Genomic DNA, 23663 nt, shown 5'->3' with positions numbered 1-23663 from the left:
ACGTTCATTGAATCCGTTCCGGAGTATTTTCCGCATAGGTGAGCCGGTATCAGACAACAGTAAACAGAAAGCAGACGACAGATGAAAGATATATTAAGAGAGATCATTATACATAAAAGAACAGAAGTTGCCCGGAGAAAGGAAAAGCAGCCCTTCCCCTTCCTGGAAAAGCAGCTTGAGGATGCCGTTATCCCCTTCTATTCATTGAAAACAGCTTTGGAATTTTCAGAAACAGGAATCATAGCAGAATTTAAGCGTCGTTCTCCAAGCAAGGGGTGGCTGTACCGTTCTGCCGATGTGAGCAGGGTGACAAAGGAATATGAGTCCTCAGGTGCTTCGGCACTATCTGTTCTCACTGATGAGAGATACTTTGGAGGAACGATGGAAGATCTGGAAAAGGCATCCTGTGGAGTGAAGATTCCTGTAATGCGGAAAGAGTTCATCATAGATGAGTACCAGCTGTTTGAAGCAAAACTGGCAGGTGCTAGCGCTGTACTGCTTATTGCGGCAGCTATTACAAAGAAGGAATGCATAGAGCTAACTCAACTGGCCTGCGACCTGCAACTGGAGGTCTTGCTGGAACTACACGATGAACGAGAGGTGGACTATATCACTCCGCTTAACACTCTTATCGGTATAAATAATCGTAATCTGGAAAGTTTTGTGACCGACTTGCAGAAGTCGTTCAGTATGGCAGAGCTACTTCCGGAAGAGGCTATTCTGATTTCAGAAAGCGGCATTTCTGATGCTGCAATCGTTAAAGAGTTGAGAGAGGCAGGGTATCGTGGTTTCCTTATCGGAGAACATTTTATGAAGGGCGATAATCCAGGAAAGAGCCTGAAAGAGATGATAGATGATATTACCGGTAGTAACGGCAATGCCAGGTAATTCATAGTGAGTAACTTGAATTTAGTGGATAATAAAGAGGAGCCGTATAAGTTAATAACGATGAAGCATGAATAAAAGAATTGAAAAATGATCATCAAGGTGTGTGGTATGCGCGATGAAGAGAACATTCGCAAAGTAGAACAGCTGGGGGTGGATTGGATGGGATTTATCTTTTACAGGAAGTCGCTCCGCTACACAGGTGGAAAATTGGCCTATATCCCGGAGAAGGTGAAGAGAGTAGGCATTTTTGTGGATGAGGATATCGATTCTCTTCTTGCATTGGCTGATAATAACCGCTTGCAGATTTTGCAATTGCACGGAAATGAATCTCCTGCATATTGCAATGCGTTGAGAGATAAAGGCTTTTCGGTGATAAAATCATTTGGAATAAGCATAGATGAGCCCTTCCCCATAGTGCTTACGGAACGTTATGAAGGTTGTTGCGACTATTTTCTCTTCGATACAAAATCACCGCTTTATGGTGGTACCGGCAGGAAATTCAACCGTGAGCTGCTTTTGGATTACCGTGGCGGAACACCTTTTCTGTTAAGTGGCGGTATCTCACCGGAAGATGCAGAGTCAGTGAAATATTTTTCACATCCCAAGTATATAGGAATCGATGTGAACAGTCGTTTTGAGATTGCCCCGGCAATTAAAGATATTGAATTAATAAGAATATTAATAGAACACTTCCGTTAAGTCCGGTTTTTGGTGAGGTGCGAAGGTGGCAGAATAAGTTTAAATTTAGTGAAATAATCAGATATGAACAGGATTGATCAATTATTTAAAGAGAAAGGAAAGAATATCTTATCGGTCTATTTTACCGCAGGATATCCGCAATTAGACGATACAGTTGGTGTAATACAGGCGCTTGAGAAACATGGAGCGGATTTGCTTGAGATTGGTGTGCCGTTTAGCGATCCCATGGCCGATGGACCCGTAATACAGGCTTCTGGAGCGCAGTCGCTCTGTAACGGTATGAGCGTGAAAACTCTTTTTTCACAACTGACCGATGTGCGGCAGTCGGTATCGATCCCTCTGGTGCTGATGGGGTATCTCAACCCGGTAATTCAGTTTGGGTTCGATAATTATTGCAGGGAAGCAGCCAGATGCGGAATTGACGGTCTTATCATTCCCGATTTACCTTTTGCCGAATATATGGAATCTTATAAATTCATTGCTAAAGAGTATGGCCTTCGAATGATAATGCTTATTACTCCTGAAACATCGGAAGAACGGATCAGGCAGATAGACAGACATACTTCCGGCTTTATCTACATGGTCTCCAATGCTTCGGTGACCGGCGCCAAAGACACCTTTAGTGAGGATAGTCTCGAATATTTCCGGCGGGTAAATGCGATGCAGTTAAAGAATCCCCGCCTGATAGGTTTTGGAATATCAAATAAAGAGACATATGATGCTGCCTGCAGGGAAGCTTCGGGAGCAATAATAGGTAGCAAATTCATCTCTCTGCTTAAGAGTGAAAAGACGATTGAAAGAGCAGTGAAAAAACTTATTCAAGAGATCCGCTGAGTGGTTTTTTTGAATATATTCATATATCCTTGCACTCCGCTTGTTCCGAGAAAAGAGAATAGACGGATTTTCAATGTTTTTCCCAATGTATTGCCTCCGCACTGATCGTGCTGGTGCCCATTTTCATCATAGTGCCGAAAGGAATCAGGTTCAGAGAAATGGTTACATCACGTCAGGGCTCCCTTTTCCGATATTCACTCGGCGAAACACCTTTGTATTGTTTAAAACTTGTGCTGAAATATTGTTGGGATGAGAAGCCCATTCTCGATGCAATTTCTGCGATCTCTAAATCTGGATTTGAGGTTAATAAAAAAGCCGCTCTTTCAAGTTTTATTCGATTTATATAATCATTTACCCCGATATTCAGTAACTCTTTCATCTTGTTGTAAAGCGATGCCCGGCTCATCCCCATTTCCGTGGCAATATATGGGACGTTGAATTTTGAGTCATCTAAATGTTTTTCAATAAGCGCGTTAAGTTTTTGTATAAAGTGCTCATCGGCATTACTGAAAGTTATTTCATGAGGTTGCATAACAGTAGCTTTAGATTTATATTGCACCCTGATTTGTTCTCTAGCGTTAAGTTGATTTTCGAGTATGGTTTGAAGAAAATCAATATCGAAAGGTTTCGTTACATAAGCATCCGCACCAAGCTTATATCCCAGTAACGTATCCTCTGAACCGGTACGTGCAGTGAGCAGCACCACAGGAATGTGGCTTATGGAGATATCCGATTTTACAATACGGCAAAGATCAAAACCATCCATACGAGGCATAACAACATCACTCAAAATAATGTCGGGTTGCATACTGCGAATTATTTCTAATGCATTTACACCATTTGTTGCAGTTAAAACGGTGTGAAATGTGTCTCTGAAATTTTGTTTTAAGAAGATGAGCAATTCAGGATTGTCTTCAACAACCAACAAAGAGAGCTTTGAGGTGTTGAAACGAGGTATTGCTTTATATTGTGAATATGATGAATCGTTCTCGTTATCAGTTAGCTCGTTGCATTGAGCTTTTATGGTAACATCGTTATTAAGCTGATGTTGATTTAAAGGCAATTCGAAATAAAAAGTTGCTCCTACTCCATTTTTGTTGCTTTGTGCACCAATTTTTCCTTTGTGCATTTCAACATACTTCTTTGAAAAAGCCAAGCCGATACCGCTCCCCCCATACTCGTGCTTTCCCTGATAGAACCATGAAAATAACCGGTCGGTATCTAAATCATTCAGCCCTTTACCTTCATCCGAGACAGATATTCGAACACAATTTTCAATTTTGCTCAACTTGGTACTTATGGTTATATTGCCTTTGAATCCGCCAAATTTTAGCGCATTGGATAAAAGATTAGATAAGACTATGGCGCATTTTCTCTTGTCAAAAGAAATTTTATCTACATGTTCGTCAAAATTGTACTTAAGGGTAATTTCATTGTACTTCATCTCTTCAGAAAAATACTCTACCGTATCTATAATCCATTCGTGCAGCGGATATAATTCGATGTTTAGCTTTTCATTACCTGTTTCAATTTTACGCATATCGAGCACCATATCGATAATCTCTTTCATTTTTGCTGCCTGTTTGTAAATCCCGGTAATTTCATTTTTTTCATTTTCTGTTCCTGTTCCTGTTCCTGTTTCAGGCAACCGATTTATAATTCGTTTTAGCGGCGTATAAATAAGTGTTAGTGGTGTGCGTAATTCATGACTTATATTGGTAAGAAACCGCAGCCTTTCTTCATAAACTTCCTGCTCATGCATAACTAGTTGCCATTTATGAGCATTCTCTTTTTTGCGAATATACCAAAATACAGTCAAAATGATACCAGCCAAAGCAGCAAGAGTAAAAAGAGCGATGAACCAGCTACTTTTCCACCAGGGCTGCAATACGGAAAGATATAGGATTTTTTGCGGGTCACTCCATAAGCCATTAGCTAAATTGCACGATACAGAAATAGTAAAGTTGCCTGAGGGAAGTGACTGCAGAGTAATATTTTGGTCTTCAGTCTCAATTGGCTTACCGGAAAATCCTGAAATATAGTAATGAAACAAACGTTTTCTGAAAATATCTTTTTCCGGAACCATTATTTGCATAGTTATCGATGATTTGTTCCAAGCTAATTTTAAGCGTGGTGGTTCCCCAATATTTTTTCCGGCTGTATAAAGTTTTTGACGCAAATTATCGTTACAAATTACCTCATTAAGTTGAATTTCCGGTTGTGTAGTTTTTGATGGAATAATATTCTTGTCAATAAACAATAGTCCGTTTACTCCACCCATATAGATATTTCCACTGCCGGAGATCATAACTGAGCGTGGCATATACTCATTAGGTATGGCTCCACTTGACACATCGAATTGTTCAAAACGGTTTTCGTTAACATAATATACCCATAATGTACCATTTGTACCTATCCATAGACGATTTTGGTAATCACATATAAGAGATGTGATGGAACTTTCGTAAGGTAATGGAATTGTATGTGCCACACTATCTGTATGTGGATTAAAACGATTAAGCCCGTAGTTTGTACCAATCCATAAGGTCTCACCATAGCCGAGTGCAACAGTCCCAATAATCTCCTCCGAAGGGAATGAAATCATTTTTTTCCACTCTTTATTTTCAGTACGTGAATACAGGGTGTTTGCAGTGAATAAAAATCTGCAATTAGTATCAGATATTACCTGTCGTATCACATGACTTTGTTCAGAGATATTTTTCTCTAAATGTATTATTGTGAATGAATTATTCCGGCTGTCATATTCATAGATACTATCGGAAAGAATTAGATAATGTATGCCATCATTGGTTTGCAAGGTTGCTGTATAGCCAGATCTGAGCACACGAAAATCTTCCTTTTCATTCATCACTATCAAACGACGTTTCCGACCGGTTTTTTTGTTAAAATAATAAACACCCTGCCCAAAAACCGAAATCAACAACTCATCTTTTGTATGTTTCACAATTGAGGAAACTTTGTCGCCAATTGAAGCCTGAAAATGTTCAAAACTTCTGTTTTTAGGATTAAATTTGTTAATCCCACCTCCGTCTGTTCCAATCCAAATGGTACTGTCGTCCTCCTGCAGTAATGAGATAACGGTAGAACTGCTTAGTCCATGAGGGTTGCCAAATGTAGTTTGCAGGTAAGTAGTCATAAATACTGATTTGACTTCAATTAATCCGTTGCGAATACTGCCTACCCAAAGATTATTCCATTTGTCTTTGTAAAGTGAAGCGATAGCCCTTGCAGGGAATGAAGATGTTTTCTCCGGGATAGGCAGTAAATGAGAAAACTCATCGTTAGCAGTATTCAGAATATTAATCCCTCCTCCGTCAGTTCCAATCCATAGGCTGCCGTTGTGCTCAATAATATCTAATACCACATTGTTGTTCAAGCCGGAGTTAGCGGTATTGTAGATTTTAATCAGTTGTCCTGTTTGTGAATAGCACATGAGCCCTTCGCCGTATGGTGCAACCCAAATGAGATTTTGATTATCGAGATAAACTTTGTTCACATCATGTTTTCCTTCGTAAAATGCAGCTTCACAGAATTCGCCTGTGTTGATATCGTAAAGATACAAATTCTTGTGCCGGGCGCTTAATAAGAATTTGTTATTACTCAGCATAACAGTACTTGTGAAAAATAAATCAACTTTATTTTTACTTTTTACAGGTAGTGTTTGCCATTTTTTTGTTTTGTAATCATATTTGTAAAACGAGTCGACAGAGGTGCAAAAAATGCCATCAGGTAAAACAGATAAAGTGTTTCCGATAATTGGTTTTCCATTGATTTCCTGACGCTCAAAGATATTTTTATTATCATCGAAGCGCACTAATCCTCCGGAAGTAGCTATCCATACATTGCCCATTGTATCATCAATGATAGAAAAGATACGGTTTCCGGGAATTGTTTCGCTGTCATTAATAGAAGCAAAATATCTGGTGGTTAGTTGACCGTCAAAACGACTCAACCCAGCACCTGTGCCAATCCACAAATAGCCATTATTATCACGTAAAATAGCATATACTGTAGATTGTGTCAATCCATCCTTAAGAGAAAAAGTATGGAAATTGTAGAAGTTGTTATTTTGAGCTTTTGTAAATAACGGTAAAAGATAAAATAAGATAGCTATAAAAATTAAAAACCGGTTTCTAAATGTATAGCTCATAAAAATTTTCCCCTTTCGTTTTCATTCTACAAAATTAGCTAATTGAAACTGATAAATGATGTTTTTTTCTTAATAAATTTTGTCTCATAATTGTGCTCTTCAACTACTATCTTAACTTAATTTATAGATCAGATCCACCCCTTAACTATCTCAATTAAATAAAGGAGATATAACCTTAACTTAATTTGCGGAGAAACCTGCTTCTATTTTAAATGAATCTCAAATAAGTTGGGATGTAAATACACGCATGGACAATTATTCCATCGTTGAATATAAACCTGTACATTTAACAGGATACATTTAATTTTAATATGCATTTGGTCCACTTTACGTGAAAAATACTTATAGAAGTGGACTTATATATCATGTTATCAATAAAATGCTAAAACATATCAATATATTATCATAGGCCTTTATAAGCAAGAGAATATGTTAAATAGATATTATTTGAAATAGATTAGATGTTTTTGAACATTCTTTCACGAATTTTTTTAGAATTTCGCAAAAACATTCAAACAAATTATAATAGTTCTAATCGGTAATGTCATTTAATGACATTTATCAATATATCCCTATATGTGAGTTTTTTTAATAAACTATGATCTTGTCTTTTATTTCAAAATGCTAATTTTAAGATTACATGAGGAAAAAAAGTTTTTTTTTCGTATTTATATTAATATCTGCTTTTAGTCCTTTAGTTAAGGCATATAATATTACACCAGTTGTATCAGCTCATAGGCACAACAAAGATTATTTTAACTTTTCTCCGCAAACCACAATTTCGGTTGAAAGTGAAGAGCAATATATATCTGCAAAAATTTTTGCAGATATTTTTGTTAGTTCAGCTGGATTTCGACCTGTGATTATATCAGGGGAATCAAATAAATCAGACATTCAGCTCAAAACAGACAGATCAATTCCTTTTGAAGGCTATAAGCTGAACGTATATCCATCAAAAATTCAGATTTCAGCATCAACAAATGCCGGATTTTTTTATGCATTCCAAACTTTACGACAGTTGCTGCCTGCTGATATTGAAGGCAGCATTAATATAAAGAAAATTGAGTGGAAAGTGCCATGCGGAGAAATAATAGATAAGCCGCGTTTCGGCTATCGCGGATTAATGTTGGATGTGTCGCGTTACTTTATTCCTAAGGAAACGGTTTTGAAAATCATTGAGGCAATGTCAATGCTTAAACTCAATATACTTCATTTGCATTTGGTTGACGATAATGGCTGGAGAATTGAAATCAAAAAATACCCAAGACTTACCGGTATTGGAGCGTGGTGCGTAAACCGTAATGTTTATCCTTTTCCGAACAGGCGAAATCAAAAGGCGCATGAACCGGCTACAGTTGGTGGATTTTACACTCAGGATGATGTCCGCAAAATAGTGAGCTTTGCGGCTGATCGTCAGATAGATGTAATTCCAGAGATAGAGATGCCTGCCCATACGGTTTCTTCACTGGCAGCTTATCCCGAATTAGCATGTCCTGTTGATGATGAGTTTTTCGGTGTAATACCTGGCGGTGGAGAGGGTCGTTCACACATTTACTGTGCAGGAAACGACAGTGTTTTCACTTTTCTCCAAGATGTTTTGGATGAGATTATGGTTCTCTTCCCTTCAAAATACATTCATCTTGGCGGCGATGAAGCCAATAAGTATTATTGGAAGAAATGCCCGCGATGCCAATTAAGAATGAAAAAAGAGAATATCCAAACAGAAGAAGAATTGCAAGGTTATTTCATGAAACGTGTCGGTCAATATGTTCAGAGTAAAGGAAAGGAAGTAATGGGTTGGGATGAACTGACGAATAGTAAAATTCCTGAAAATGCAATAATTTTCGGTTGGCAGGGCAATGGACAAGAAGCGATAAAAGCAGCTAAACTCGGACACAGGTTTGTAATGACTCCTGCCAAAAAGCTTTATTTAATCCGATATCAGGGGCCTCAGTGGTTTGAGCCGTTTACCTATTTCGGGAACAATACGCTTAAAGACGTTTACGATTACGAACCTGTTCAACCGGACTGGGATAAAAACGCGCAAAACCTCTTGATGGGCGTTCAGGCCTCACTTTGGACTGAATTTTGCTCATCGCCTGAAGATGTACTATATCTTGTTTTCCCGCGTTTGATAGCCTTTGCAGATATGGCGTGGCGCGATAAAAATGCTGCAGACTGGAATGATTTCTTACCACGGCTTGATGCATTTACAGATAGGCTTGCGGCAATGCGTATCTCCTTTGCCGCATCTATGTATAACCTCGATCACCTTGTGCTCCCAATAGATGATAAACGATTAGAAGTATCGATAAGTTGTATCCGTCCCGATGTGCAAGTGCATTATACCGTGGATGGGTCACAACCTACACATCAATCGCATATTTTTGAAAAAAGTTTAGTTGTGGATAAGTATACTTTTATAAAAGCCGCCGCATTTAAAAACGGTTTGCGAATGGGAGAGGTGTTGTCGTTTCCAATACGTTTCAACAAAGCTACAGCAGCAAAAATTAAAGGAACAAGCGGAAATTTATTGTTGCTTGTGAACGGAGTTCGGGGAAGTTTGAAACACACCGATTCTGAATGGAGGGGTTGGTACGATACTGATTTTTCGTTTGTTATTGATTTGGGGACAGTACAGGCGTTACAGTTTCTTTCCATTGGCACCATAACCAATAGTGGTATGGGGGTGCATCAACCATCCGAATTCACAGTATCTGTTTCAGAAAACAGTGAGAATTTCCATCAAATCGGACAGTTGAAAACCCCTTATGAGGAAATATTTCGCGAAGGAACTTTTAGTGAAGATAAATCACTCCTTCTCTGTAATATTTCTGCAAGATATATACGTATCGATGTGAAAAATCCGGGAATTTGTCCGCCATATCACGTGCGACAAGGACAAAAAACATGGGTTTATCTGGATGAAGTTGTTATAAACTAACAAAACATATGTAGTTAATCAAAAATATAAAAAGCTATTCTAAAACAATAAAAACAGCCATGATTTATGAATCAATTATTAATTTTAAAAAAAATCAGAATGAATAGGAAACATTCAATTATTATGTGGAAAGGACTAATATTCACCATGCTGTGGATGATGTCTTTAGGAATGTATGCTCAAACCATTACGGTGAAAGGTAACGTGAAAGACGATACCGGACTGGAAGTGATAGGAGCGACCATTATTGTGGAAGGTAATGCTGCTATAGGCACCACTACCGATATTGAAGGAAACTATGTGTTGAACAATGTTCCGGCAAGCGGAAACTTGATGTTCACCTACGTAGGTATGAAAACGCAGAAGGTTTCTGTAAACGGACGCACTACTATTAATGTGGTTATGACTTCTGACACTGAGTTATTGGAAGAGGTTGTTGTGGTAGGTTTTGGTACCCAGAAGAAAGTAAATTTAACCGGTGCTGTATCAACAGTTGACAGCAAGGTTTTTGAATCTCGCCCTGTCGCCTCTGTGACTCAAGCCCTGCAAGGTGCTATTCCGGGTATGAACTTCAGCTACGGTGGAAACGGAGGGGAGTTAGGTAATAACCTTAATATTAACATTCGTGGTGCAGGCACCATCGGTAAAGACTCAAAAGCATCCCCTTTGGTACTTATTGATGGGATGGAAGGTAGCATTGATAATCTCAACCCTCAAGACATTGAAAGTGTTTCGGTTTTGAAAGATGCTGCATCTTCGGCTATTTATGGTTCACGTGCTCCGTTCGGTGTTATCTTGATTACAACTAAAAAAGGAAAAGCCGGACAAGTGGTTGTAAATTACAACAACAACATCCGTTTTACCAATGCTATTAACAGGCCGGAGACAATGGACTCTTATACTTTCGCTAAATACTTCAATCGAGCTGCGATAAATAATGGTGAGGGGGTCACCTATAACGATGAAGTGATGAAATTAATTCTTGACTATCAAGCAGGAAAAATTACCGATCAGACTTATGCCAATGCTGATGGAACAACCTGGAACTGGATTGGGAATGCAAACAATAACTGGTATGACATCATGTTTGGCGAAACACATACCTCACACGAGCATAACTTAAGCATTAGTGGTGGTACGGAAAAGTTCCAATATTACGTATCAGGTAACTATATGCTTCAAAACGGTATTATCTCTTTTGCCCCTGATAAATTGCAACGTTACACTACTACTGCAAAAATCAATGCTCAGGTTACCGATTACCTAAAGGCTAATTACAGTACGAAGTGGATACGTAACGACCTTGACAAACCAACATATTTGTCAATGAACGATGCCCAGATTTATCACGATATTGCTAAGCGTTGGCCAACTGAGCCATTAATTGATCCTAACGGGCACTACAGAAGCTTTGCCAATGCTATTATGAACAGCGGCAGGAATATTCAACAAAATGATATTTTCTATCAGCAGTTGCAGCTGGAATTCGAATTTGTAAAGAATTGGAAGATTTTTGCTGAGATGAACTATCGTACAGATAATTATCTTACTCACAAAACAACATTATTTACCACCGATTGGACTGTCCAAAATACGCCTGCCAATACATCAGGCACTACAAGTATTTCAGAGAGCCGCGCACGCACTAACTTTTTCAACCCAAACGTTTATACTAACTACGCGCTTAATCTAGATAGCGGACACTCTTTTCTGTTCTTGACTGGATTTCAGTCCGAACTGAACAAGTACAATGAAGTTGGGGTTACTCGTGCTGGCCTTATCAGCCAGGAGGTTCAGGCAATCGGAGCTGCATCAGGTAAAGATACGGGGATTTATGGCAACATCAACGATTGGGCTACTGCAGGTTTTTTCGGGCGTATCAACTACAACTTCAAAGAGCGCTATCTTTTGGAAGTCAGTGGCCGTTACGACGGTACTTCACGTTTTGCAAGGGAAAAACGTTGGAATTTCTTCCCCTCTTTCTCTCTCGGATGGAACATTGCACGCGAATCGTTCTGGGAAACAATTGATTCCAACAAGTTCGTAAGTAACTTCAAGTTACGCGGATCCTGGGGAGAGTTGGGCAATCAGAATACAGAAAGCCTGTATCCGTATATACAGACTATGCCTTTTACAGCAGGTGCTTCAAACACTAACTGGAATTCATGGATAATTAATGGAGCCAAGCAAAACATATCGAGCATTCCCGCCCTTATTTCCAGATCGTTGGGATGGGAAACTGTCCGTTTGTGGAATATCGGCCTTGACCTTTCAGCGTTCAACAACCGTCTAAATTTATCAGCCGAATACTTTGTACGGAATACATTGAATATGGTAGGGCCTGCACCAGCGCTTCCAAATATTCTTGGTATTGCAGTACCTCGTACCAACAATGCTGACTTAACCTCAAAAGGTTTTGAATTAGACCTTAGCTGGCGCGATATTATAGGAAGTTTCTCTTATGGAATTAAAGCAAACTTATCAGACGACCGTCAAAAAATTGACCGTTACCCTAACCCGACCGGATCAATCTCAACATACCTGGCAGGTCAATATTTAGGTGAGATCTGGGGATTTGAAACAATCGGCATCGCCAAAACTGATGCAGAGATGCAAGAACACCTGGCTACTACCGACCAGTCTCAAATTGGCAGCAAATGGGAAGCCGGAGACATTATGTATCGCGACCTCAACGATGACAAAAAAATAAATACCGGGAGCAGCACTATCACAGATCCGGGTGATCTCAGGATTATTGGCAACAATCTCCCTCGCTACAAATTCGGTCTCGATCTTGATGCAGCATGGAAAGGTTTTGATGTTCGCATCTTCTTCCAGGGAGTTGGAAAACGCGACTACTGGTGTGCCGGAAATACATTCTTTGGTGCAGCAGGAGGTAAATGGCAATCGAGTGGATTTGTTCAACATCTCGACTTCTTCCGTCCGGAAGGAGACCCCGATGGTGCAAACCTTGATGCTTATTTTGCACGTCCGATCCTAAGCGCCGGTAAGAACCAGTATGTTCAGACCCGTTACTTACAAAATGCGGCCTATATTCGTTTGAAGAATGCTCAAATTGGTTATACCTTTCCAAAGAAAATGATGAATAAAATAAACCTCAATAACCTCAGATTATTCTTATCAGGCGAAAACCTGTTCACTATTACCAGTTTGACCAGTCAGTTTGACCCTGAAGTCTTGGGTACCGGTTATAGCAGTACCTGGGCATCCGGTGTTACAAAGACATATCCATTGGTCAGGACATTATCCGTTGGTATGAGTATTAACTTTTAATTAAAAGACATATTGATATGAATAAAAATATTAAAATCTCCGTGATGTTTCTGTTCCTTTTTGGGCTTGTAACATCCTCTTGCAATGATTATCTTGACAGAGAACCTCTGTCGCAGATCACCCCAAACACGTTCTTAAAGACAGATAACGATCTTGCCGCCTATGCTGTCAATCTGTATACAATTTTCCCGGTTCACGGTGTGTGGGGAAGTGTTGGGACATTTGGTAACGACAGGCATACCGACAATCAGACTTCCGCAGATTACAGCACGCGTTGGGTGCCGGGGCAATGGCGTGTACCTGAAACTGATTCTAACAATGATAGTTGGAAATTTGAAATAATTCGCTCGTGCAACTACTTCCTCGAAACAGTTCTTCCCCGTTATGAAGGAAAAGAACTGACAGGTAATGATGTAAACCTCAGACAATACATTGGAGAAGTGTATTTCATTCGTGCTTACGACTACTTTACCCGTTTGAAAGAATTGGGCGACTTCCCTATTATCACAACTCAATTACCTGACGATATGGCTGCTCTTACCGAGGCAAGCGTACGTGCTCCACGCAATGAAGTGGCACGGTTCATTCTTTCTGATCTTGATAAAGCTATTGAATATATGAATAATGCACCTGTTGGAGGTAAAAACAGACTGACAAAAAATGCTGCATTGTTGATGAAATCTCGTGTAGCACTGTTTGAAGCAAGCTGGTTAAGCTATCATAAAGGAACAGCTCTTGTTCCTGGTGGCCCGGGTTGGCCTGGCAAAAAAACAGGTATCAATATCGAAACCGAAATATCTTTCTTTCTCGATGAATGTATGAAAGCTTCCAAAGAACTAGCAGATGCTATTCCTTTGGCAGAAAACAACGGTGGATATGCCAATAACCCCTATTACATACAATTTGCTGACAAGAGCCTGGAAAAATATCCTGAAATACTTTTTTGGCGTGCTTATGAGAAAGATTTAGGTAGCGGTAATGACAAATTGAATCACAGTGCGTCTTCCTACCTCCGTCATGGCGGAAATAACGGATTCACTCGTCAATTTGTTGAAACATTCCTCTGCAGCGATGGCAAGCCAATTTATGCATCATCGCTTTATCAAGGTGATCTTTCAATCGAAAGTGTAAGAGAAAACCGCGATAATCGTTTGCAGATTTTCATGATGACACCCGGTGAAAAATTTACCACCAAAAGCGATAACCTTGACAAAGCGCCACTTCTTCCCAACGTAGTCGATTTGGTTGAAGTAAGGCCTGTAACCGGATATGTTCTCCGCAAAGGCCTTTCGGACGAACCCTATGCCGGAGGTGGTAGCTGGTGCGTTGAAGGCTGTCCTATCTTCAGAGTTACAGAGGCCTATCTTAACTATATTGAAGCTTCGTGCATTAAAAATGGTGGAAACAGCGTTGACGCTACTGCAGATAAATATTGGAAACAGCTGCGTACCCGTGCAATGCTACCTGCAGATTACGCTGTTACAGTTGCCGCTACCGATTTGAGTAAAGAGTCAGATTGGGGAAAATATTCAGGTAAGAACTTGGTATCTTCACTTCTTTACAATATCCGAAGAGAGCGTCGTTGCGAACTTATGGAAGAAAGCTTTCGTATGGACGATCTGAAACGATGGAGAGCTCTTGATAATATCAACGGTTTTATGCCCGAAGGATTCCGTCTTTGGGGCTCTCATTATAAACCTCTCTATGAAGCGGAAGGGAAAATAGATGCCAAAAAAGTGCTGATTCCTGCTCCGGCTGCTAAAGCTAACGTTTCTAGTCCTGATGAGAGCGAATATATCCGTCCATATCGCATCAACCTGACTGCGAGCAACTACGTGAAAGATGGTTACAAATGGTGTGAAGCTCATTATTTGAGTCCGATCAACATTGAGCATTTCCGAATTACAGCCACCAATCCCGATGATCCCTCTACTTCGGTAATCTATCAGAATCCCGGTTGGCCGCTTACTTCAAATTCAGGAGCTATTGGCTACTAAATTTTTTAAAAAGTACCGGCAATAGTGCCGGTGCTTTTTTCTCTTTTATAATTTAAATCAGTTCGGTAATAAAGTTCCTGTATGCCACGTAATCCATTAATTAACAGATTATGGGCTATTGAAACTTTATAAAAGGGGAGATGCGAAGTAAAAGGCAACAAAGTGAAAATTTATTTGCCAAAAAAAATAGAAAGAAATAGTTCGATGACTTTTTTGTTTGAATTAAACAAATAAACTGCTAATCTTTATAAAACTATGATTAGAATATTATTTACTATTATTAGTGTCTGCTTGTTGACACTCAACTATACCCCGCTTATAGCACAGACAAAACAAGTAAAACAACCCAAGGAAGACGAAACACTTATTTATTCCAACCCTTCCAAACCAATTAAATTGAAACCAGGTGATAAGCACCCGACACAGACAGGATGGTATTTCTTTACAGCCCATGAATTTAAAGACAAAGATGTAAATCCTAATGGTGTCCCTTACGGATTTGAAGACCAAATGAAATGGTTTAAGAATCATGCTGCAATAGACAATAGCAAGTGTATGAGAGTAAAAAAAGGTGTTCTCCATCTTCTTACTATCGAAGAGCCCGACTCAGTTGTCAATTTCTTCGGAAATACTGTGAAATACTCTACCTACTCCACACAAACGGTTGCCCCCATATCTCCACAATACTGGGGCGTTTTTACAGAAAATATGCGCTATGAGGTGCGTATGAAGTGTGGTCCCGAACTCGGGTTTAATCATGCCTTGTGGTTTATGCCGGAGAACTCCCGTTACGGAAAAGATGGCGGCGCGTCTTACGTTGGCTGGCCCGAATGCGGAGAGATAGATCTCCTGGAAACACCTCGGGCTAAGCCCAATGAGAAGGCGTGGTTTACGCTGCACTCCAAAAATTTCAATAATCAATCTCCTAATGGAAGTACTCATAAAACGCTTGATCTTGACGATATGAACCAATGGCATATATATTGGATTGAACTGACAGAAAAAGAGATACGTGCTGGTATTAATGGAGATTGCTATTTTATTCATAAATATGGGGACAACGGGAATATCGACTGGCCCTGGAATACCCCCGAAGGATGGTATTTTATGATGACTCCCGGATTCTCCTTTAGTCAGGGATCCTGGATGGGAAGCGCAAACCCGGCAGACTGGAATCCAGGTAATCCTCCAAATATGCAAATAGATTGGATCAGGGTTTATACAAACGAAAAATATAAAGGAGAAGCTCCTTCTAAAGCCAGATACTATTGATACAATGATACGACCTTTTATTTGTTTAGTCGCCGGATTAATTTTATCCCTGGCAGTCAGCGCTCAGTCTATGATGAGCAAAGAAATTCCTTTTATGACTCCGTTTGCTCCAAAATCGGCAATCATAACAGATTATGAGCACAAAGACACAGTTAACGCACCATTTTCATTAGTACGCCTTACTAACAAGAAAGTTGTTTACATGTCAAAAGAAAATGGTGTGATGCAGCCATTCTTCATAAAAGCTATAGAAACAGGCTATTGGGACACACGCTACCACCCGGATACGGATTACAACAAGGTGTTTGCTGATATGAAGGGGATTGGAGCTAATACCGCTTATGTTATGTTGCATTGGGAAGATATTGAAACACAGGATAATAAATTCGACTTCAGCTTTTCCGATAAAGTAACAAATGCTGCCGCAAAGCAAGGACTCAAAATTAAATGGATACTGTTTCTCCATGCCCAGCGTGACAAAGTGCCGACTGAAAAACCTGAGACAGCATGGACTTTTCACCTCGACAATAGAGATTCGGCCAATTATACAATGCAATGGCCAAAACGAAACGGAAAAGTATATAAAGATATTAAGAGTTTGCTCGAAGATGGCGGAATTCGTCCGCTGCACGTTTACGGGCATCCCGAAATATTTCACCGTATTCGTCGCATGTTATATAAACTGGCGGTACATTATCGCGACGATCCAACAGTATTGGGCATTCAGTTGGGGAACGAGGAAGGATTTAGCTTTTTGGATGAAAGCGACTTTAATCCGGTTACATCAGCACTCTACGAAGAATGGAAGCTAAAGACAAACAAAACAGATTATGCGCTCTTTAAGAAAGATGCTATGGATTGGTGGTGGAAACAATTTACAACTGCCTATCACGAAGGCGACCCCTATAAAATTATCTCTTTTAATTTAGATGCGGGACAAGCGGAAGCCAATGACCCGAAAAGAGTAGAAATGACCGGGACCAGTGCTGCCACTTATGCCGACGGGAACTTAGATGCTATAGGTACAATGCTTTATAAACATTGGGGAGAAAAAGCTCTTTTGGGGTTAGACATACATTACGGAAATATGTATAATTACAGACTGCCTGTACTCATACCATCAGAGATTGGGATAGGATCTTTCAATTCCTTGCCTTACTTCCGCCGATTCACAGCACAAACACTTGAACGTGCTGCGCAAGGATTTGGAGTGTATTGTTACGGAGAGGTAAGAGAAGAACTGCCAAATAAAGTAACAGAAAGAGAAGCATTGACGAGAATATTTTCAAATATCACCAGTAATGTAGACATTATTTACCCGGGTCTACCGGGACCTGGATATGCTGTGCTGACGGCAAAAGACGATAATATAAAAATCAGCCACTTGAATTTAGATGGCGGAAAAACGCTTGCTCTGATATACGACCTTACCGGCATTGAAATTACTGATAATTTAGAAGGGGCTAAGAACGAAGATGTAGCTATCCAATGTTCTGTAACCATGCCCGGGAAATATGCCATTAAGGTATATACCTCCAAAGAAGAAAAAAAAATTGAGAAATTTTTCTCAGAGACAAACAGTGTTTTTACCTTTACTGTTTCTGATTTTGATAAAACGGATTTGGCCTTTATCAGAATAGAACAAATCAATTCAGAAAGAAAATAATTAAGTTGCTGGCATTATCGGGACAGAAGGTTAAATACGAAAGCGTTTCATTTTTATAGTAATGAAACACACTTTCAAAATGGTGAAGGGAAGATGTTGAAATAACAATTTAACATCTTCCCTGATTGTCATAGCTATTACAAGACTTTGATGGTCCTTCTCTCCTTGCTACTCTGGAATGCAAGTTCAATGATCCTCATTACGTTGCGTGCCTCTTCCGGTTTTACGGCCAGTTCGGCTTCACCGTTGATAGCATCACGCAGATTGATGAAATAATCGCGATAATCGCCGTGCTCACTTTCTACTTTTCCCTGTATTTTCACTCCCTTATATTCGATGTTGATGGAGCCCCAGATGTTATCCGGTTCACGCCCCCAATCTTTTCCGGAGGGTATTATACCGCTGTCGAGTGTTGCCTCCTGCACGTCGAGCCCATACTTGACGAACGACCCTTTAGTGCCGTGAAGCATATAGGTGGGTCCAGGTATCCGGCAGATCATTCCAGATTTCAGAGTAGCGATGAAATTGGAATAGTGGAGGCGCACGTCGAAATGGTCGTCAGCCTTTGCCCAAGGCCGCTGTGAGTCGATTTGCGCCGTTACTGCTGCAGGCATGCCGAAAAACCACAAGGCTTGGTCGATAAGGTGAGAACCCAGATCGTAGAAGATGCCCGATCCGGGAAGAGGTTCTTCACGCCAAGCCCCATTAGGACGTTGTTCAGTTCGGTATCGGTCGAAATGGGTCTCATAGTCAACAATTTCTCCCAATATTCCGCTTTCAAGTAGTTTTTTTACAGTCTTGGTGTCGCTGGTGAAACGGCGATTGTGGTAAACTGTCAAGATCTTTTTTTGTCGTTCCGCAATCTCAATAAGCTCGTTTGCTTCTGCTACATTTATAGTAAAAGGCTTTTCAACCACAACATGCTTACCAGCCAGCAACGCTTCTCTTGCCCAACGGAAATGACCGGTATTGGGAGAGGTAACGATTACGAGATCTATCTCTGGATCATCGATGATCCCTTTTCCGTTGGGAACAACTGTTGTGATTGGGTATCGTTCTTCTACCAGGGCCTGCCTTCCGGGATTTGATGTGCTTATTTTTGAAAGTTCAAAGCCTTCCACAACGTCGATGAAAGGTGCATGAAACACGCGGCCGGAGAGTCCGTAGCCGATGATGCCTGTACGAATATTGGTTGACATAGGTTATAAATTTATTTGTTAAGTTCTCAAAGATAGGGAATTTTTCAATAAAAAGAGAGTGTTACTCTTGCTTCAGCAGAAAATCGACCAGTTTTTGAGTGGCAATGGCCCGATGGCTGATGCTGTTTTTAATGTCGTTGCCCAGTTCGGCAAAGGTTTGATCATAACCAAGGGGGACAAATACAGGATCGTAACCAAAACCGCTTTTCCCACGCTTTTCCTCAATGATTTGTCCCTTTATTACTCCTTCAAACAGGTGCTCTTCTCCATTGATAACCAAAGCTATTACGGTGCGAAATTGTGCCATGCGGTTTCCCAATCCCTGCAATGCCAGGAGCAGTTTATTCATATTGTCGATAGAATTGCACCCTTCACCTGCATAACGCGATGAGTAAACGCCGGGAGCTCCACCAAGTGCTTCCACCTCCAGTCCTGAATCGTCGGCAAAGCAGTCGTATCCAAACATTTCTCTAACGAATCTGGCTTTGATAAGGGCGTTCTCTTCAAGGGTTCCCCCGGTCTCTTCTATCTCGTTGTGACAGTTAATATCGGAAAGACTGAGGATTTGCAGTCTTCCGTTAATAATTTTTCTGATCTCGTCGAGTTTATGGCTGTTGTTTGTTGCAAAAACAATTTGTTTCATACGTTGACTATTCATATTCATATAAGCAAATGAAAACGATGTTTATGCTTTTATTAACTGTTTATTTTTTCTGATTACGCAATAGTGCCTCTCTTTCATTGAGCTTCTCTCTCCGGGTACCCTCCTGTTTCCGAATTTTTAAATCTCTTTCCCGTTCACGTTGTTTTAATTCGATTTCACGCAAGCGCTGCCTTCTCTTCAGTTCCTGTTCCCGTTGCCTGATCTTTTCTTTTCTTTCACGTTCCCGTTTTTTCTGTAAAGCTTTTCTGCTGGCGGATTCCGTGGCTTTCCTGTTCTGCCGGATCGCCTCAGCGGCCTTCACTTCGAGCCTCAGTTTCAACTCATCGGGTGTAATTCGGTCTGTTTGCCGGATCGGTTTCACCGAACCTTCCCCCACAGGGATACTCCGTCTATCCAAAGGTACAATCTTTTCCTCTTTTTGTGCGAAATTTTCACCTGTTTCTGCTTTTACAATCATTTCAGTCTGCTGAACTCTTGCCGGTGAAGTATTTAAATACTCCCGGCAGAAGGTAAGATACTCTTCAATATCTTCCGGGATTTGCAGTAAGGAGATGTTCTCTTCGGAGATTACTACGGGAAAAACTTCCTTAGTCAACGCAGATATAAAAATGGAATCAGATAATATTGTTTGTGCATATTGTGAAGCTTCTTCAAAAGAGTTAAAGGGCTGAACACTGAGCGCCTCCATCTTAATGAGAGGGATGAAAGAAAGATTAAACCGGCGATAGCTGAAGTGTGAAAAATTGAAATTTGCCGTTGCGAAAAGGAGCCTGTTTTTACCAGTGTAGTTATGTGTAAATAAGAGGAGGAAAAGGTGCAGCCCTTTTTTATCGTTACTGAACAGGGTGTTCTCAAATTTTACTTTTTTTTGATTGAGAGAGCCGGCCGAATCGTTATTCCACTCAACATACATGGAAGCGTTGTCTGCCAATGTCCGGCCTTGCGATATCGCTTCCACTATGTTTTCGGCAATAGGAGCCGCATCTGAGTCCGGAAAGCTTTCAAGAAGCTTGTTCAAATATTCATTTGTCTGTGCCACATTGCCTGTTTGCGCGTAAGATAGTGCGTTAAGCAGAAGGAACTGAGGCATTAATCCCGATCCGGGATGTTTAACGATGAATTCTTCAAAAGCATTATGCACACTTGCGGTAACTCCTTTTTTATAAGCCTCATATGCTTTTTGATACAACTCCTCTTCAGGGTAGGTAAAAAGAGATACCCTGCTTTGGGGTGCAGGCAAGGAAGATAATGTGGTCTCCTTTTTATTTGGTTTCTCTTCTGTCAGTCCTTGATATAGTGTTTGAGAGAGATAATCACTACCTAGTTCACTGTATATCTTATAGAGCTTATAAGCCGTTGCGGTAGTGTCTTTGTTGACTTCTCTCTTAGCTAGGTTTATCCACTCTCCATGACTTTTGTGCTGTTGCTTTCCGGTAGAAAGGGCAGTCTGGTAAACTGTGGCATTCAGCAAAAGATTATAAGGGGTAGTGAGCCCTTTTACTTTTTCGAATGCTTGGTAAGCATTTTTGTTCTCGCCAAGAATTGCATAAACCTGCCCGAGAAGGAATTGCAGCCGTTTTTGCTGTTTGTGATTTTTCTCGGTACTGATTGCTCTTTTCAGGTAAGGGATAGCATTGGCGTACTCTTTTTTATGAAGCAGATAGAGTGTGTAAGTCTCTGTGAAAATAGTGTTTAAATGAGTAGGAACCGTTTTCAGCTTCAAAACATAGGCCATATTGTCTGCATCGTACGTCCTGTTCATCTCAGTGTATATACGCAACATCCAGATCTCTGTTTCAAACTTCACATCGGCATCATCCTTGTATAAGCGTAAGATCTGACCGAAAACCGATAACGCCTCTTCATAGTCGCGGTTCTGCACAAAGGCTTTTCCCATAAGCAGCCAGGCATTTTTCATAAAGGGATTATACTCCTCCTGTCGAAACCACTGTAACTGCTCTTTCGAGTATCTCTTTGAGGAGATGCGGCGCGGTTTAGTTGAAATAGAGTGCTCCCGAATGGCTTTTGTGGTTTTATCAATCACGCCATCAAACGGTCCGCCTGGTGTTGTCTTCCCCTGTATTGTTTCCAAGGGGTAAAACGGGAGTAGTTTATAATAATTGTCAGATAAATTTTCCACCTGATTTGCCAGTGCTTCATTATAGGCCTGCTGTGCATTAAAAAAAACGTTGTAGCGGGTGGTTAGCTCGTGATAGGCACGTGTGACTGGGGTATTCTTTTTGGTAGAACACCCGAAAATGAGGGCTATACAGAGAGATCCCGAGATAACTATGCAGATTTTGTCTTTTAATTTCACTCACCGGTTTAAAATGAATAATTATTGCAACGCGTGTTCGATATAAGGATATTTACTTTGTTCAATATTAGTAGATTTTCGCTGGATAGCAGCGAGGAGTATATGTTTTATATCGATATGGCGTTGTTCTATGTAAATAACACTAAAAACACTGTTTTATTGTGTATGCCATATAAGTTTCTTAAAGTTTTAGGCTTTTCAATATCGAAACTTGAGATTGTCACGAAAACCCCGAAAACCGATATTAACGGATTGCAACATGCTAAAAATAAGTATGTGATTTTGTGCATTATGTGTATAAAAAACTTATCGGAGGGGACTTTTATTTAGGTTAATGTTTATTTAACAACTGACAATCGAAAAGAAAGGCTACTGAGATTCGGCAAAGCATATTCTCAGATAGTTAATGGATTAAATAGCATTTCTATGCTTATCGTGTTTTTAATTATTCCTGTTTTTGTTTTTTAAAATGAGTTTTAAGGTTCTCCCGATAAAAAATATCAAGATCAGTATAAAAATGATAAATGCTCCGGAGGGAACGTTCAGGTAATAAGAGAGAAGCAAGCCGGTAACACATCCCACAAAACTGAACAGGACAGAGAGTGAGATAATTTTTGAATAGCTTACAGTGAACAGGTTGGCGGTCATCTGCGGGACGGTGATAAGCGACATAAGCAGCACAATACCCACAAGGCGGATGCTCAGGACAATGGTAACAGCGATAAAGAGCATCATCGTATATTCAATAAATTGGGTGGGTAGACGCCGGGTACGGGCAAATTCGGTGTCGAACGATACTGATACAATAGAATGATAAAACAGTACAAAGAAAAGCAGGAGAACAAGTGATAAAACAAACAGAGAAACAATATCGGCTCGTGTAATAGTAAGGATGTTGCCGAAAAGGTATTCCGACAGGTTAGGGGCATACCCCGGGGTAAGAAAAGTAAGTACTATTCCTATTGCCATTCCCAGCGACCAGAAGACGGCAATGGCAGAGTCTTCACGAACGTCTTGCTTGCTTGATAGCCACTGGATGCCGAAAGCTGAAAAAACAGAGAAGGCCATAGCCGACAAAACAGGAGGAAGACCAAAATAAAAACCTATTCCCAATCCCCCGAATGATGCATGTGTAATGCCGCCACTGATGAATACCAATCGTCTTGTAACTACATAAGTACCTATGATTCCACAGGCAATGCTTGCGAAAAGGCTTCCCAAAAGTGCATTCCTGAAGAAAGCATACTGAAACAGTTCAATGATATTCATCTCTTTATTCCCTGTCAGGCATGCATTTTTTGTGCTCTAAGATCATTTACTATCATAAGCACTTCATCTTTCATCTGATCGGGAACGGAAATTCCTCTCATCTGAAGGCTTCTTATCCAGCGTGGTTTCTCCTCATCAAGAACAGAGTAGAACACCTCACGAAACTCCTCTATCTCGTTTGTGGCATATTTTGAAGAGTCGCGGTTTGAGTATTTATCAAGTTCCTCGTCGTCAAAATATTCCGGTTTCTCCTCGAAGGCAGCTATAAGGCTGTCTTTTTCGCACACTTCGTGCGCTCCGCAACAACCGCCTCCACTTAAGTCGATATAGGGGGGAGTGGCTTCCCGCTCCTTCGTATTACCCTTTTTGCGCTGTAAGCTGTTGGATACAGCAAGTGCTATGATGAAAAAAACTATGATGCCGGCAAAAACAAATAAACTTTGCATAAT

General features: G+C 40.4%; 14 protein-coding genes. 8 read left to right on the top strand and 6 right to left on the bottom strand.

The window, feature by feature from the left end; all coding sequences use genetic code 11:
* Positions 1–81: 81 nt before the first annotated feature.
* The 3 genes from trpC (at position 82) to trpA (ending at position 2421) form a co-directional block, all read left to right on the top strand.
* A complete protein-coding gene (gene trpC / locus KDN43_RS03010) occupies positions 82–888 on the top strand; it encodes an indole-3-glycerol phosphate synthase TrpC (protein ID WP_238868216.1) in 807 nt (268 codons plus the stop codon).
* 87 nt (positions 889–975) lie between these two features.
* Positions 976–1587, top strand: coding sequence for a phosphoribosylanthranilate isomerase (locus KDN43_RS03005; protein ID WP_238868215.1), 612 nt, complete (start codon positions 976–978; stop codon positions 1585–1587).
* A gap of 63 nt (positions 1588–1650) precedes the next feature.
* Positions 1651–2421 (top strand): tryptophan synthase subunit alpha, encoded by a 771-nt coding sequence (trpA, locus tag KDN43_RS03000; RefSeq protein ID WP_238868214.1) that lies wholly within the window; start codon positions 1651–1653, stop codon positions 2419–2421.
* A 172-nt stretch (positions 2422–2593) separates the two neighbouring features.
* Here trpA and KDN43_RS02995 read toward each other — a convergent pair whose 3' ends face one another.
* Entirely contained in the window at positions 2594–6592 is a 3999-nt protein-coding gene (locus tag KDN43_RS02995) for a hybrid sensor histidine kinase/response regulator transcription factor (protein ID WP_238868213.1), read from the bottom strand.
* Positions 6593–7232: 640 nt separating this feature from the next.
* On the opposite strand from KDN43_RS02995, the gene KDN43_RS02990 reads away from it, so the two are divergent.
* The 5 genes from KDN43_RS02990 (at position 7233) to KDN43_RS02970 (ending at position 17765) form a co-directional block, all read left to right on the top strand.
* Positions 7233–9536 (top strand): glycoside hydrolase family 20 protein, encoded by a 2304-nt coding sequence (locus KDN43_RS02990; protein WP_238868212.1) that lies wholly within the window; start codon positions 7233–7235, stop codon positions 9534–9536.
* Between the two features lie 99 nt (positions 9537–9635).
* Positions 9636–12830: a SusC/RagA family TonB-linked outer membrane protein gene (locus KDN43_RS02985; RefSeq protein WP_238868211.1), complete on the top strand. Its 3195-nt coding sequence runs from the start codon at positions 9636–9638 to the stop codon at positions 12828–12830.
* A 17-nt stretch (positions 12831–12847) separates the two neighbouring features.
* A complete protein-coding gene (locus tag KDN43_RS02980; RefSeq protein WP_238868210.1) occupies positions 12848–14827 on the top strand; it encodes a RagB/SusD family nutrient uptake outer membrane protein in 1980 nt (659 codons plus the stop codon).
* A 255-nt stretch (positions 14828–15082) separates the two neighbouring features.
* Positions 15083–16099: a LamG domain-containing protein gene (locus KDN43_RS02975; protein WP_238868209.1), complete on the top strand. Its 1017-nt coding sequence runs from the start codon at positions 15083–15085 to the stop codon at positions 16097–16099.
* 4 nt (positions 16100–16103) lie between these two features.
* Positions 16104–17765 carry a glycoside hydrolase 5 family protein gene (locus KDN43_RS02970; RefSeq protein WP_238868208.1) on the top strand — a complete coding sequence of 554 codons (1662 nt, stop codon included), beginning with the start codon at positions 16104–16106 and terminating at the stop codon, positions 17763–17765.
* A 137-nt stretch (positions 17766–17902) separates the two neighbouring features.
* Here KDN43_RS02970 and KDN43_RS02965 read toward each other — a convergent pair whose 3' ends face one another.
* The 5 genes from KDN43_RS02965 to KDN43_RS02945 form a co-directional block, all read right to left on the bottom strand.
* Positions 17903–18964 (bottom strand): oxidoreductase, encoded by a 1062-nt coding sequence (locus KDN43_RS02965; protein WP_238868207.1) that lies wholly within the window; start codon positions 18962–18964, stop codon positions 17903–17905.
* A gap of 61 nt (positions 18965–19025) precedes the next feature.
* Complete coding sequence (locus KDN43_RS02960; RefSeq protein WP_238868206.1) at positions 19026–19607, bottom strand: non-canonical purine NTP diphosphatase; 582 nt, start codon at positions 19605–19607, stop codon at positions 19026–19028.
* Between the two features lie 61 nt (positions 19608–19668).
* Complete coding sequence (gene porW, locus KDN43_RS02955) at positions 19669–21945, bottom strand: type IX secretion system periplasmic lipoprotein PorW/SprE (protein WP_238868205.1); 2277 nt, start codon at positions 21943–21945, stop codon at positions 19669–19671.
* A gap of 441 nt (positions 21946–22386) precedes the next feature.
* Entirely contained in the window at positions 22387–23214 is an 828-nt protein-coding gene (locus KDN43_RS02950; protein ID WP_238868204.1) for a metal ABC transporter permease, read from the bottom strand.
* A 14-nt stretch (positions 23215–23228) separates the two neighbouring features.
* Complete coding sequence (locus KDN43_RS02945) at positions 23229–23660, bottom strand: phospholipase (RefSeq protein WP_238868203.1); 432 nt, start codon at positions 23658–23660, stop codon at positions 23229–23231.
* Between the last annotated feature and the right edge of the window lie 3 nt (positions 23661–23663).

Source organism: Proteiniphilum propionicum (assembly GCF_022267555.1).
Classification (GTDB): domain Bacteria; phylum Bacteroidota; class Bacteroidia; order Bacteroidales; family Dysgonomonadaceae; genus Proteiniphilum; species Proteiniphilum propionicum.
This window is presented reverse-complemented; position numbering and strand designations above follow the sequence as displayed.